Below are 13,867 nucleotides of genomic sequence, written 5' to 3' on the forward strand. Positions count from 1 at the left end.
GCGCCGCTGCCGGGGCGCTCGCGCCGACCTCTGTTCCCAAGCTCAAGGAGTTGTCCCCGTGAACGAGTACGTCGAGGCCGACGCACCTGCTGCGCCGGCCAACACTGCCGTCACGCCCGCCGACGCCGCCGACGCCGCGCGGCTCGTCGCCTTCGGGCTGCAGCCCAAGGTGCAGCCCGCGCGTGATCAGGAGTACACCGAGCTGCTGCGGCGCTACCGGGAGGACCCGCCGTTCGCGCGGCTCGCCGACGCGGTGGCCGCCGGGCTCGGGCTCGTGGTCCTCGAGGTGTCGCCCCGGGCCGGGATGGCCGTGACCGCCGCCGAGGACTCGGTGTTCGCCGTTCGCATGGGCGACTACGCGCGCCGTACGTCGGCGGACGGCAGCGACCGCTTCCTGCACGGCCTCGCCCATCTCGCCGTAGCCGCGCTGGCGTTCCCCCGCCCCGAGGACCTGGCCGACGACGGCTACATCGGACGGATCACGGTCAACGGCGTCGACGCCTTCGTCCGGCAGGCCTGCCGACGGCTGGAGGAGCGGGCCGAGGAGGCCGGCGAGAACACCGATCCGGCCACCGACGCGCCCGGTCTGGAGGCCGCCTGGCGGATCTGGGCCAGGCGCAGCGCGACCGGGGCCACCAAGGACGCGCGCCGGCTGGCCGGTTCCACCACCGGCATCATCGGCAAGGCGGTCGTCTTCCTCACCGACTCCGGGTTCCTCCAGCGCACCGGCGACGACCAGGGCGGCACGTACCGCACGACGGCCCGCTACCAGCTCCAGGTACGGGACATGGCCGGCGCCGCCGCCATGGCCGAGCTGCTGGAGCTCGGCGTCGTCCCCGTCACGGACGGCACGGCCAGCCTGCTGCCCGCCGACGCCACCGAGGACCTGGACCTGGTCGCCGACGCGGGCCTCCCGTTCCACTCCTGAGCCGTTCCCGCCCCCCTTCCGAGCCGTCACCACCCTCTTCCCACGTCATACGAGAGTCCGCCATGTACGAGCTGTCCCGGGTCCGCCTCTACTCCATCGGGCCGGCCGGTGCGCGCTACGCCGACACCGTGCTGGACCTGCGGGGTGTCGGCGAGCCCGTGCCCGACCCCGCGCCGACCCAGGCGGAGTTCTTCGAGGAGGAGCCGGTCGGCCCGCCGCGCCGGCCCGCGCCCGCGGGCGTGCTCTTCCTGGAGAACGGCGGCGGCAAGTCGGTACTGCTCAAGCTGATCTTCTCGGTGATGCTGCCCGGCCACCGCAACACCCTCGGCGGCGCGAGCTCGGGTGTGCTGCGCAAGTTCCTGCTCGCCGACGACTGCGGGCACGTCGCCCTGGAGTGGCAGCACACACTCACCGGCGAGTGCGTGGTCGTCGGCAAGGCGAGCGAGTGGCGGGGCCGCCAGGTCTCCAACGACCCGCGGAAGTTCGCCGAGGCCTGGTACTCGTTCCGGCCCGGACCTGGGCTCTCGCTGGACAATCTGCCGGTCGCCGAATCCACCGCCGTACGGCAGCCCGCGGAGGGCACCTCCGGGGCCCGGGGGCGGCGGCGCACCATGAAGGGCTTCCGGGACGCCATCACCGAGGCCGGCAAGGCGTACCCGCACCTGGACGTGTACTGGGAGGAGATCCACGACCGCTGGATCGAGCACCTAGGCGACCTGGGCCTCGACCCGGAACTCTTCCGCTACCAGCGCGAGATGAACGCCGACGAGGGCGAGGCCGCGGGCCTGTTCGCGGTGAAGAAGGACTCCGACTTCACCGACCTGCTGCTGCGGGCCGTGACCGACACCCGGGACACCGACGGACTCGCCGACCTGGTCGGCGGCTTCGGCAACAAGCTCGGGCGGCGCGCCGAGCTGATCGCCGAACGGGACTTCACCGCCGGCTCGGTGGACCTGCTGGGGCGGATCGTGGAGGCCGCGGAGGGACGGTCGCGCGCGCGTGACATCCACGCGGGCGCCGAACGCCGTACGCGTACGCTGGCGCGCCGGTTGTCCGCGCGGGGCGTGCAGGAGCGGCTGCGCGCCGCCGACCTGGCCCAGCGGGTCACCGCCGCCGCCTACGCCGTCACGCACTCCGACGGCGCCCGCGAGCGCAGCGCGCTGATCGCCGCCGAACTCGCCTACCGGCACGCCTCTCTGGCGCTCGCCGTCGGCGAGAAGTCCGCCGCCGCGCAGAAGCGCGAGCTGGCCGACGCGCGCACCCTGCACTCGGCCTGGCAGGCCGCCGAAGCCGTGCTCCGCCACCGTGCGGCCGCCGACCGCGTCGCGCGCGTGGCCGCCGCCATCCAGGAGGCGGAGCGGGACGCGGCCCCCGCCCTGGCCGCCCGCGCCAAGGCCGCCGTCGCACTCGTCCGGGCCCTGCACGCGGCCGCCGAGAGCGCGGAGGGCCTCGCCAACGAGGAGGAGGAGCGGTCCGCCGCACTCCAGGAGGTCGGCGACAGCGCCTACCGGGACTCGACCTCCGCGGCCACCGAGGCGCAGCGCGCCCGCAGCGAGGCCGGACACCTCAGGCAGCGGCTCGGCGAGGTCGAGCAGGAGACCGCCGAGGCGGTCCGCGCGGGCTGGCTCGACGACAGCGCCCCGGACGCCGACCCGGCCAGGGCCGCCCTCGCGGCGAGCGACGCCGAGAAGACGGCCGTGGCCGCCTGGGACACCGCCCGTGAGGCCTCCCACCGAGCGGGCGAGCACGCGCGCGAGGCGGCCTCCGCCGAGTCCCGCGCCGAACTCACCGCCGCCCGTGCCGCGGACGCGGCGACCGCGGCCGAGCGGACGTACGACGCCGAGAAACGCCTGGCCGAGACCCTCGCGGCGGAGGAACGGCTCACCGGGCTACTGGGCCTCACCGGCTCCCGCACCACCGTTCCCCGGCCCCGCCACGAGAGCGACGACGACACCACCCCCACGGCCCTGGGGCCGGAGGAACTCGACCGGTTCGCGGACGAGTTGCGGGAGCTGCTCGACGACGCCGTCGGGTCCGCCGAGCGGCAGCTGTTCGACCTGCGGACCGCCGCCGCCGACGACGCCCGGATCCTCGGCGCCCTCGGCGACGGCGGGCTGCTGCCGCCGGGCCCCGACGTGCTGGCCACCGTCGAGTTCCTCGGCGAGCACGGCATCCCGGCCCTGCCCGGCTGGCGCTACCTCGCCCAGGCCGTCGACCCCGCCGACCACGCCCGCGTGCTCGCCGCCCGCCCCGAACTCGTCGACGGCGTCGTCATCACCGACCCCGACACGCACGCCCGCGCCCGCGAGGCGCTGAGCGAGGCGGCCCTGCTGCCCCGCTCCGCCGTCGCCGTCGGCACCGCCGCCGCCCTGCTCGCGCCGACCCCGGCGCCCGACGCCACCCCGGGCGACGTGTTCCTCGTACCGCCGAACCCGGCCATGCACGACGAGCACGCCGCCGACGAGGAGCGGCAGGCGCTGCGCGCCCGGGCCACCGAACGGGACGAGGAGATCCGTGCCCTCGCCGCCCGGCTCGGCAAGGACCGCGAGCTGGCCGCGCGGCTCGCCTCCTGGCGCACCGGCTGCCCGGCCGGGCGGCTCGTGGAGCTGGCGCAGGAGGCCCGGGACGCACGCGTGTTCGCGGAGGAGTCCGAGGCCGAGCTGGCCGAGGCCCGGACCGCGCGGGCGGAGGCCGAGGAGGCCGCCGCCGAGACCGCACAGCTGCGCGACGAACGGCAGGAGGCCGCCCAGCGGGCCCGGCGCGCGGCCGACGCGCTCGCCGGGCTCGCGTTCCGGCTGCGCGAGCGGGCCGGCTGGCAGGTCAGGCTGCGTGAACTCGCCGACGAGGCAACCGAGTCCGAGGCCCGCGCCCAGACCTGCCTGGAACGCGCCCGGGTCGCCGACGAGGACCGGCGCGGCGCCCAGCGCGCCGCCGACGACGCCCGCCGCACCGCCCGCGCGCTGCGCGCCGAGCGCTCGGAGATCGCCGGCGCCCCCGACGACGTGCCCGAGACCGACGAGGACGCCTCCCGGTCCTCGCTGCCCGCCCTGCGCGAGGCCTACCGGGCCGCCTCGCAGGTCTACGAGAAGGTCGGCGTCGGCGCCGACCTCCGTGCCGAACAGGCCCGTGCGGAGAGCGACGAGAGCGCCGCACTCGCCGAACTGGAACGGCTCACCAACAAGGTCCGCACTCGCGCCGAGCAGCTCCTCCAGTCACCCGACGGCTCCGACGGGCCCTCCCGGCAGGCCGCCGCCGCCCGCGCGGAGGAACTGGTGCAGCTCCTGGAGACCCGCATGTCCACCGCGAGCGAGCAGCTCGGGCGGCTCCGCGGCGAGGCCGAGCGGCACGCCCCCGAGGACGGCGGCGCGCACACCGAACTGCCCGAGGAACTCCAGCCGCGCGACGCCGAGCACGCCCAGGCGCTGCTGCGCACGGCGACCGCCGAACTGGCCGCCCGCACCGAGGCGCTGACCCAGGCCCGTCAGGCGCACGCCGAGCTGCTGGACACGCACCGGGCGGCCGAGGACGCGGCGAGCGGCTTCGAGGAGATCGCCGCCATGCTCCGCGACCTGCTGCGCGAGCACACCGCCGACGAGGAGCAGGAGGAGCCCGAGCCGTACCCCGGCGGCCTGGAGGAGGCCCGGCAGTCCGCCGCCGAGGCCCGCAGGTCGCTGCGCGGCTGCGCGGGGGACCTGTCCGCCGCCGAGTCCGCCGTCCGCGAGGCGAGCGACGTGCTCGTACGGCACGCCAACGCCACCCGGTACGAGGCGGTGCGGACCCCCGCGCGCCAGCAGATCCGGGAACTGCCCGCCTCCGCGCTGCCCGAGCACGCCCAGAAGTGGTCGGACGCCTTCGCGCCGCGGTTGCGGGTGCTGACCGACGAACTGGCCCAGCTGGAGCGGAACCGGGACTCGATCGTGGACCGGCTGCGGGGGCTCGTCGAGTCCGCGCTGGCGACCCTGCGCTCCGCCCAGCGGCTCTCCCGGCTGCCCGAGGGACTCGGCGAGTGGTCCGGGCAGGAGTTCCTCCGCATCCGCTTCGAGGAGCCCGACCAGGCCACCCTCACCGAGCGGCTCGGTGAGGTCGTCGACGAGGCGACCCGGGCCGCCGTGAAGAAGAACTCCGATCTGCGGCGGGACGGAATGTCCCTGCTGCTGCGGGGCGTCGGGGCCGCCCTGCAGCCGAAGGGCGTCGCCGTCGAGATCCTCAAGCCGGACGCGGTGCTGCGCGCCGAGCGGGTGCCGGTGGGTCAGATGGGCGACGTGTTCTCCGGCGGCCAGCTGCTGACCGCCGCCATCGCCCTGTACTGCACGATGGCCGCCCTGCGCTCCAACGACCGGGGCCGGGACAAGCACCGGCACGCGGGGACGCTGTTCCTCGACAACCCCATCGGGCGGGCCAACGCGACGTACCTGCTGGAGCTCCAGCGGGCCGTGTCGGACGCGCTCGGCGTGCAACTGCTGTACACGACCGGGCTCTTCGACACCACGGCGCTTGCCGAGTTCCCGCTGGTCATCCGCCTGCGGAACGACGCGGACCTACGGGCCGGCCTCAAGTACATCAGCGTGGAGGAACATCTCCGGCCCGGGCTGCCGCAGCAGCCGCAGGCGGGAGAGGCCGGGCACAGCGAGATCACCGCAACCCGGATGTTCAGGAAGCCGTCGGCCTGACGGACGGTCCCCCCGCGACACCGGGCACGGCGGCCTCGGGGGGAGTGTCATCGGCGCGTCAGGGGTGTGTCAGCTGTCCGGCCTGGCCGCCCCGCCGCCGTATCCGCTTCTGCTCGCGCTCGGCGGTCCGCTCCTGCCGCCGGGCCGCGCGCCGCTCCCGGCGGAGCGAACGGGCCGTGCTGCTCGGCTCCGAGACCACGCCGTAGCGCTGGTTCCACACCTGACGGGTCACCAGGACGTCGACCGCGCTCCAGGTGGCCACCACCGTGCTCACCACGCTGCTGATCACCATCGGGAACGCCAGCCACGACTGCGTCATCGTGCAGAAGAACGCCACCATGGCCAGGAACAGCGTGACGGCGACGATGATCACCGACCGCACCGCCGCCGTCCGCACCGGGTCCGGCATCCGGTACCGCTTGGCAGGCTCCTCGATCCACAACGTCCGGTACTGCGCCTGCTGTCGCCGCACCGTCGAGTGCGTGGCCGCGCCGTCCTCGGGCGCCAGGCGCCGCTCAGCCGTCCCCATCAACGTGTCACTCCCCACCGCCGGCAAGCCTTCGCACCGGTGTCCGACGACCCCGGCTCCCCTGTGGCTGCCCGGCTTGCGCTGTTTTACGCCGCCCGGATCAGAGATGCGGCTCCTGTGGCCGGATCCGCACTCATCACTCGCATACAAGGACGAACGAACTCGCCCGATGATTCCCGACCAGGGAAAAATTCCGGCCAACTGATCCTTCGTGCCGTTCCCGCCCCACTCGCGTGAAGTCGACGCGATCGCGGTGGCAATCTCCCGCAATGCCCGGACAACTCGTCCTGGCTGTCCGCCATGTCCGTGCACCCGGGCGGAAGTTCACCGTCCGGACAGTTCTTCGAGTTATCCCTGTGACGGTAGTAGGCTCGCGCCGTTTGTTGACGTACACGTGTACCCCCGGCCGGCGGGGGTCGAGCTGGGGGAGGCCATGCGCTTTCGCGGGAAGTCGATCCGCCGGAAGATCGTGGCGCTGCTTCTCGTGCCGCTGGTGTCCCTGACGGCCGTCTGGGGATTCGCGGCCGTGCTCACGGGACGCGAGGTCACCCACCTGTTCCACGTGTCGGCGATCGTCGAGGACCTCGGCTACCCCACCGAGGACGCGGTCCGCGCCCTCCAGCAGGAGCGCCGGCAGACCCTGGTCTATCTCGCCGACCCGCGCGCCTCCGACGCGCTCAGCGCCCTGAACCGCACGCGTGCCGCCACCGACGAGACCGTGGCCGAGCTCCGCAGGAACGCCCGGGAACAGCACGTGCGCGACGGGCTCGACGCCGACGACAACGACCGCCTCACCGCGGAACTCGACGGTCTCGACGGGATCGCCCCGCTGCGCCGCAGCGTCGAGCAGGGCACGGTGGACCGCGCCCAGGCCTTCGCCCTCTACAACGCGGTCGTCGACCCCTGCTACACGCTGCTCGGCTCCCTCGACGGGATCGACGACGTCGAGATGGACAAGCAGGCCCGCGCCCTCGTCAACATCACCCGCGCCCGGGAACTCGTCTCCCGCGAGGACGCCCTGCTCGGCTCCGCCCTGGTGGTCGGGAAGGTCTCCCGGGAGGAGACCCGCGAGATCTCCGACCTCATCGCCCAGCGCACCCTCCTCTACGACATCAGCCTCCCGCTGCTGCCGGCCGGCGAACGCGACCGCTTCGACCGCTTCTGGAGGAGCGCCACCACCGCCCCCCTGCTGGCCGCCGAGAAGTCCGTTCTCGCCGCCGGGTCCGGCATGCCGAACGACGTCGGCGCCAAGAGCTGGGACGCCACCGCGGGCACGGTGCTCGGTGACCTGCGCACCCTCGACGACCAGGTCGGCGACCGCTTCCAGGACCGCGTCCGGCCCGTCTCCATGACCGTGATCGTCCAGGCGGCCGTCGTCGGCGTCCTCGGTGTGGTCGCCGTGCTGTTCTCCCTGGTCGTCTCGGTCCGGGTCGGCCGCAGCCTCATCCGCGACCTGCGGCTGCTCGGCCAGGAGGCGCACGAGGCGTCCGGGGTCCGGCTGCCGAGCGTGATGCGCAGACTGTCCGCGGGCGAACAGGTCGACGTGGAGACCGAGGTCCCACGCCTGGAGTACGACAAGAACGAGATCGGCGAGGTCGGCCAGGCCCTCAACACCCTGCAGCGGGCCGCCGTGGAGGCCGCCGTCAAGCAGGCCGAACTGCGCGCCGGCGTCTCCGAGGTCTTCGTCAACCTCGCCCGCCGCAGCCAGGTGCTGCTGCACAAGCAGCTCACCCTGCTCGACGCCATGGAACGCAGGACCGAGGACACCGACGAACTCGCCGACCTCTTCCGCCTCGACCACCTCACCACCCGTATGCGCCGGCACGCCGAAGGACTGGTCATCCTCTCCGGCGCCGCGCCGTCGCGGCAGTGGCGCCGGCCCGTCCAGCTCATGGACGTGGTGCGCGCCGCCGTGGCCGAGGTCGAGGACTACGAACGCATCGAGGTCCGCCGGCTGCCCCGCGTCGCCGTCACCGGCCCCGCGGTCGCCGACCTCACCCACCTCGTCGCCGAACTCCTGGAGAACGCCACGGTGTTCTCCCCGCCGCACACCGCCGTGCAGGTCCTCGGCGAGCGCGTCGCCAACGGCTTCACCCTGGAGATCCACGACCGGGGTCTCGGCATGGCGGCCGAGGCACTCCTGGACGCCAACCTGAGGCTCGCCGAGACACCCGAGTTCGAACTCTCCGACACCGACCGGCTCGGCCTGTTCGTGGTCAGCCGCCTCGCCCAGCGCCAGAACGTCCGCGTCTCGCTCCAGCCGTCCCCCTACGGCGGCACCACCGCCGTCGTCCTCATCCCCGACGTGCTGCTCACCGACGACGTCCCCGACACCAACGGCGTCGGCTTCCGCCTCGACCGCGGCCTCCCGGCCGGCGAGGCCGGACCCGGGGAGAGCCGCGCCTCCTCCCTCGCCCAGCTTCCCGGGCAGCGCCCCGGACCGCCTGCCGCACTGCTGGACGGCCCGGTCGAGCTGGAGGCACCCGTCGACCTGGACGCGGTGGACGGCTTCCCGGGCGCCCTCACCGACGACGACAGCGAACGCGGCGGCCTGTTCCGGCCCCGCCGCTCCCTCGCCGACTCCGCGGACGACCCCACGCCCGCCGTGACCGAACTCCACCACCCGGCCCGCGAGACCGCCGACCGCTTCGGCGACGAGCACCCCGGCGGCCCCGTGCCACTGCCCGTACGGCGGACGCCCAAGCTGGTCAGCTCGCACGGCAAGCCGGTCACCGAGCAGCGCTCCCGCCGCGTCGGCCCGGACGAGCGCCCCCCGGCCGACCAGGGCCGCCCCGAACCGGGCGGACTCGCCCCGCTGCCCTCCCGCCGCCGCACCGACCCGTCCTCGCACCGCGGCGTCGGACCGGCCGACCGCGGCGAGGAGCGCACCGCGCCCCGGGCCGGTGGTCCGGACGAACCCGCCGGGCCCCCCGTCCTGCCTCAGCGCACCCGCCACTCCGCGGACGCCCCCGGCAGCGGCACCCACGACTCCGTCCCGTCCCCCGGCAGCACACCCCCGGAGGCCGCATCCGGCACCCGGCCGCTGCCCCGGCGGGTACGGCAGGCCAACCTGGCCCCACAGCTGCGACAGGACACCGCATCATCCACCGCGCGCGAGCCGGACCCCGTCGAGCGCGACGCCGACGAGGTCCGCAGCCGCATGGGCTCGCTCCAGCGCGGCTGGCAGCGCGGCCGTGCGGAGAACGCCGAGGGCGACGGCTCCCGGGACAGCACAGCACAAGGAACGACTAAGGGGGACGGTCGATGACCGATCCGAAGGCGACCGGCCACACGGCGACGAACAAGGGCGAGCTGAACTGGCTGCTGGACGACCTCGTGGACCGGGTCGCCAGCATCCGCAAGGCCGTCGTCCTCTCCGGCGACGGCCTGCCCACCGGCGTCTCCAAGGACCTCACCAGAGAGGACAGCGAGCACCTGGCCGCGGTGGCGTCGGGATTCCACAGCCTCGCCAAGGGCGTGGGCCGGCACTTCGAGGCGGGCAGCGTCCGGCAGACCGTCGTCGAGCTCGACGAGGCCTTCCTGTTCGTCACGGCCGCCGGCGACGGCAGCTGCCTCGCCGTCCTCTCCGACGCCGACTCCGACGTCGGCCAGGTCGCGTACGAGATGACGCTCCTGGTCAAGCGGGTCGGCGTACATCTGGGGTCCGCTCCGCGCACCGATCTGCCCTCGGGCGGGTAGTGGGATGACATGAGCGGAGACGGTCAGGGAAGAAGTCACTGGTTCGACGACGAGGCCGGACCGGTCGTCCGTCCGTACGCCATGACACGGGGCCGTACCACCAGTGCGGCCCAGCACCGGCTCGACCTGATCGCGGTGGTCGTCACCGAGCCGCACGTGGACGACCCGGACGACGACCGGACGCTGTCCCCGGAACACGTGGACATCGTCGAGCTCTGCCGTGACGCACCGCAGTCGGTCGCCGAGCTGGCCTCGGAACTCGACCTCCCCGTCGGAGTGGTCCGGGTCCTCGTGGGCGACCTCGTCGACGGGGAACTCGTCCACGTCAACCGGCCGGTACCCCCGGCGGAACTGGTGGACGAGAGTATTCTGCGCGACGTGATCAACGGCCTCCGGGCGCTGTGACCGGCGTGGAAGCGGAGTGGTGACGTGACAGGCTGGCAGTTCTGGGTCGACCGTGGCGGTACGTTCACCGACGTCGTCGCGCGGCGCCCGGACGGCCGGCTGCTCACCCACAAACTGCTCTCCGACAACCCTTCGCGCTACGCCGACGCCGCCGTGGCCGCCGTACAGGAGCTCCTCGGCAGCTCCGGCGCCCCCGTCGACGCCGTCCGGATGGGCACCACCGTCGCCACCAACGCCCTGCTCGAACGCAAGGGCGAGCGCACCCTCCTCGTCATCACCCGCGGCTTCCGCGACGCCCTGCGCATCGCCTACCAGAACCGCCCCCGCATCTTCGCCCGCCGCATCGACCTGCCCGAGCTGCTCTACGAACGGGTCGTCGAGGCCGACGAGCGGGTCGCCGCCGACGGCACCGTGCTGCGCGCCCCCGACCTGGACGCCCTGGCCGGCCCGCTCCAGGAGGCGTACGACGACGGGATCCGGGCCGTCGCCGTCGTCTGCATGCACAGCCACCTGTACCCCGCCCACGAACAGGCGATCGGTGAGCTGGCCGCCCGCACCGGCTTCCCGCAGATCTCGCTGTCCAGCGAGGTCAGCCCGCTGATGAAGCTCGTCCCGCGCGGCGACACGGCCGTCGTGGACGCCTACCTGTCGCCCGGGCTGCGCCGCTACGTCCGCCGGGTCGCCGACGAACTCGAAGGCGTCCGGCTGATGTTCATGCAGTCCAACGGCGGGCTCGCGGAGGCCGGGCAGTTCCGCGGCAAGGACGCCGTGCTCTCCGGTCCGGCCGGCGGGATCGTCGGCATGGCCCGGATGTCGCAGCTGGCCGGCTTCGACCGGGTCATCGGCTTCGACATGGGCGGCACCTCCACCGACGTCTCGCACTTCGCGGGCGGCTACGAACGGGTCTTCACCACGCAGATCGCGGGCGTCCGGCTGCGCGCCCCCATGCTGGACATCCACACCGTCGCCGCGGGCGGCGGCTCGGTGCTGCACTTCGACGGCTCCCGCTACCGCGTCGGCCCGGACTCGGCCGGCGCCGACCCCGGCCCGGCCTGCTACCGGGGCGGCGGCCCGCTGGCCGTCACCGACGCCAACGTCATGCTCGGCCGGATCCAGCCGGCCCACTTCCCCCGGGTCTTCGGGCCGGGCGGGGACCAGCCGCTCGACGCCGGCCTGGTCCGCGACCGCTTCACCGGGCTCGCCCGGGAGATCCGCGAGCGGACCGGCGACGACCGCACCCCCGAACAGGTCGCCGAGGGCTACCTGAGCGTCGCCGTGGCCAACATCGCGGCCGCCGTGAAGCGGATCTCCGTCCAGAAGGGCCACGACGTCACCCGCTACGCCCTCACCACCTTCGGCGGGGCCGGCGGACAGCACGCGTGCATGGTCGCCGACTCGCTCGGCATCCGCACCGTCCTGGTGCCGCCCATGGCGGGGGTCCTGTCCGCGCTCGGCATCGGGCTCGCCGACACCACCGCCATGCGCGAACAGTCCGTCGAGGCCCCCCTGGAGCCCGCCGCCATGGCCGGTGTCCGCAAGACCGCCGACGACCTGGAGACCGCGGCCCGCGCCGAACTCCTCGCCGAGGACGTCCCGGAGGACCGCGTCCACGTCACCCGCCGTGCCCAGCTCCGGTACGACGGCACCGACACCACCCTCACCGTCGAACTCACCGAGCCCGACGCGATGAAACACGCCTTCGAAGAACGTCATCGCGCCACGTACTCCTTCACGCTCGACCGCCCGGTCGTCGTCGAGGCCCTCTCCGTGGAAGCCACCGGCGTCACCGAACCCCCCGACCTCTCCGCCCTCGCCCCGTACGAGGGAACTCCCGCCGCCCCGGAGACCGTCCGCCTCCACACCGGCGGCGCCTGGCACGACGTACCCCTCCACCGCCGCGAGCACCTGCCCCCCGGCGAACCCGTCACCGGCCCGGCGATCATCACCGAGGCCAGTGCCACGACCGTCGTCGACGACGGCTGGCGGGCCGCGGCGACCGACGACGGGCATCTGGTCATGGAACGCGTGACGGTCACGCAGAGTTCCGATCTCGACACGAAAGCCGACCCGGTCCTGCTCGAGGTCTTCAACAACCTCTTCATGTCCATCGCCGAACAGATGGGCGCCCGCCTGGAGTCGACGGCCCAGTCCGTCAACATCAAGGAACGGCTCGACTTCTCCTGCGCCCTGTTCGACCCGGACGGGAACCTGGTGGCCAACGCCCCGCACATCCCCGTCCACCTGGGCTCCATGGGCACCAGCGTCAAAGAGGTCATCCGCCGCCGCGGCACCTCGATGCGCCCCGGCGACACCTACGCCGTCAACGACCCGTACCACGGCGGCACCCACCTGCCCGACGTCACCGTGATCACACCGGTCTTCGGCACGGAGGGGGACCGGATCCTCTTCTACGTCGCCTCACGCGGCCACCATGCCGAGATCGGCGGCATCGCGCCCGGCTCGATGCCGGCGAACAGCCGCACCATCGACGAGGAGGGCGTCCTCCTCGACAACTGGCTGCTCGCCGAGAACGGCCGGTTCCGGGAGGCCGAGACGCACCGGCTGCTGGCCGGGGCCCGCTACCCCTCCCGCAACATCCCGACCAACCTCGCCGACCTGCGTGCCCAGATCGCCGCCAACCGCAAGGGCGTCGACGAAGTGGGGCGGATGATCGAGGAGTTCGGCCTGGACGTCGTGCAGGCCTACATGCGGCACGTCCAGGACAACGCCGAGGAAGCGGTCCGCCGGGTGATCGACGTCCTGGACGACGGCGCGTACGCCTACGAGACCGACTCCGGCGCGGTCATCCGGGTACGCGTGCGCGTGGACCGCGGCAACCGGCGCGCGACGATCGACTTCACCGGCACCTCCGCCCAGCTCGCCACGAACTTCAACGCCCCGTTCGCCGTCGTCAACGCGGCCGTGCTGTACGTCTTCCGCACCCTCGTCGCCGACGACATCCCGCTCAACGACGGCTGCCTGCGCCCGCTCGACATCGTTGTGCCGCCCGGTTCGATGCTCGCCCCCGAGCCGCCGGCCGCCGTCGTCGCGGGCAACGTCGAGACGTCCCAGGCCATCACCGGCGCGCTCTACGCGGCGCTCGGCGTCCAGGCCGAGGGCTCCGGGACGATGAACAACGTCACCTTCGGCAACGAGCGCCACCAGTACTACGAGACCGTCGCCTCCGGTTCCGGAGCCGGTGACGGCTTCCGGGGCGCGAGTGTCGTGCAAACCCACATGACCAACTCCCGGCTCACCGACCCGGAGGTCCTGGAGTGGCGGCTGCCCGTCCGCCTCGACGCGTTCGCCGTACGGGAGGGCAGCGGCGGCGCGGGCCGCTGGCACGGCGGGGACGGTGCGGTCCGCCGCATCCGCTTCCTCGAACCCATGACCGTCTCCACTCTCTCCCAGCACCGCCGGGTGCCGCCGTACGGCATGGCCGGCGGCGAACCCGGCGCACTCGGCGCCAACCGGGTGGAGCGGGCCGACGGCACGGTCACCGAACTCGGCGGCAGCGATGTCGCGGACGTCGGCCCCGACGACGTGCTCGTCGTCGAAACCCCGGGCGGCGGCGGATACGGACGCCCGTCGGCCGGCCCGCGAACCCCTCAACCACCCCAGTAACGACTTCATCAA

Annotated in this window: 7 protein-coding genes; 6 read left to right on the top strand and 1 reads right to left on the bottom strand. The window is 73.7% G+C overall.

Features of this window, described 5'->3' with window-relative positions:
• Positions 1 to 58: 58 nt before the first annotated feature.
• Complete coding sequence (locus AB0472_RS04815) at positions 59 to 928, top strand: hypothetical protein (RefSeq protein ID WP_366353400.1); 870 nt, start codon at positions 59 to 61, stop codon at positions 926 to 928.
• Between the two features lie 62 nt (positions 929 to 990).
• Positions 991 to 5,598: a hypothetical protein gene (locus AB0472_RS04820; RefSeq protein ID WP_366353402.1), complete on the top strand. Its 4,608-nt coding sequence runs from the start codon at positions 991 to 993 to the stop codon at positions 5,596 to 5,598.
• 58 nt (positions 5,599 to 5,656) lie between these two features.
• Here the strand turns inward: AB0472_RS04820 and AB0472_RS04825 are convergent, their stop codons facing one another.
• Positions 5,657 to 6,127, bottom strand: coding sequence for a hypothetical protein (locus AB0472_RS04825; RefSeq protein WP_366353404.1), 471 nt, complete (start codon positions 6,125 to 6,127; stop codon positions 5,657 to 5,659).
• A 433-nt stretch (positions 6,128 to 6,560) separates the two neighbouring features.
• Between AB0472_RS04825 and AB0472_RS04830 the strand changes: the two genes are divergently transcribed.
• The 4 genes from AB0472_RS04830 to AB0472_RS04845 are packed head-to-tail and all read left to right on the top strand — an operon-like array spanning position 6,561 to position 13,855.
• Positions 6,561 to 9,395 (top strand): nitrate- and nitrite sensing domain-containing protein, encoded by a 2,835-nt coding sequence (locus tag AB0472_RS04830; protein WP_366353406.1) that lies wholly within the window; start codon positions 6,561 to 6,563, stop codon positions 9,393 to 9,395.
• Positions 9,392 to 9,826: a roadblock/LC7 domain-containing protein gene (locus AB0472_RS04835; RefSeq protein ID WP_366353408.1), complete on the top strand. Its 435-nt coding sequence runs from the start codon at positions 9,392 to 9,394 to the stop codon at positions 9,824 to 9,826. Before AB0472_RS04830 ends, AB0472_RS04835 begins: the two co-directional genes overlap by 4 nt.
• A 9-nt stretch (positions 9,827 to 9,835) precedes the next feature.
• Positions 9,836 to 10,231 carry a DUF742 domain-containing protein gene (locus tag AB0472_RS04840; protein WP_366353410.1) on the top strand — a complete coding sequence of 132 codons (396 nt, stop codon included), beginning with the start codon at positions 9,836 to 9,838 and terminating at the stop codon, positions 10,229 to 10,231.
• Positions 10,232 to 10,255: 24 nt separating this feature from the next.
• Positions 10,256 to 13,855 (top strand): hydantoinase B/oxoprolinase family protein, encoded by a 3,600-nt coding sequence (locus AB0472_RS04845; protein ID WP_366353412.1) that lies wholly within the window; start codon positions 10,256 to 10,258, stop codon positions 13,853 to 13,855.
• Positions 13,856 to 13,867: the final 12 nt, after the last annotated feature.

This window comes from Streptomyces sp. NPDC086777 (genome assembly GCF_040702065.1).
Taxonomy (GTDB): domain Bacteria; phylum Actinomycetota; class Actinomycetes; order Streptomycetales; family Streptomycetaceae; genus Streptomyces.

Bases quoted from the DNA above. Each gene is read 5' to 3' on its own strand.
- AB0472_RS04820 (WP_366353402.1), top strand. From the start codon at position 991: ATGTACGAGCTGTCCCGGGTCCGCCTCTACTCCATCGGGCCGGCCGGT.
- AB0472_RS04825 (WP_366353404.1), bottom strand. From the start codon at position 6,127: ATGGGGACGGCTGAGCGGCGCCTGGCGCCCGAGGACGGCGCGGCCACG.
- AB0472_RS04830 (WP_366353406.1), top strand. From the start codon at position 6,561: ATGCGCTTTCGCGGGAAGTCGATCCGCCGGAAGATCGTGGCGCTGCTT.
- AB0472_RS04835 (WP_366353408.1), top strand. From the start codon at position 9,392: ATGACCGATCCGAAGGCGACCGGCCACACGGCGACGAACAAGGGCGAG.
- AB0472_RS04840 (WP_366353410.1), top strand. From the start codon at position 9,836: ATGAGCGGAGACGGTCAGGGAAGAAGTCACTGGTTCGACGACGAGGCC.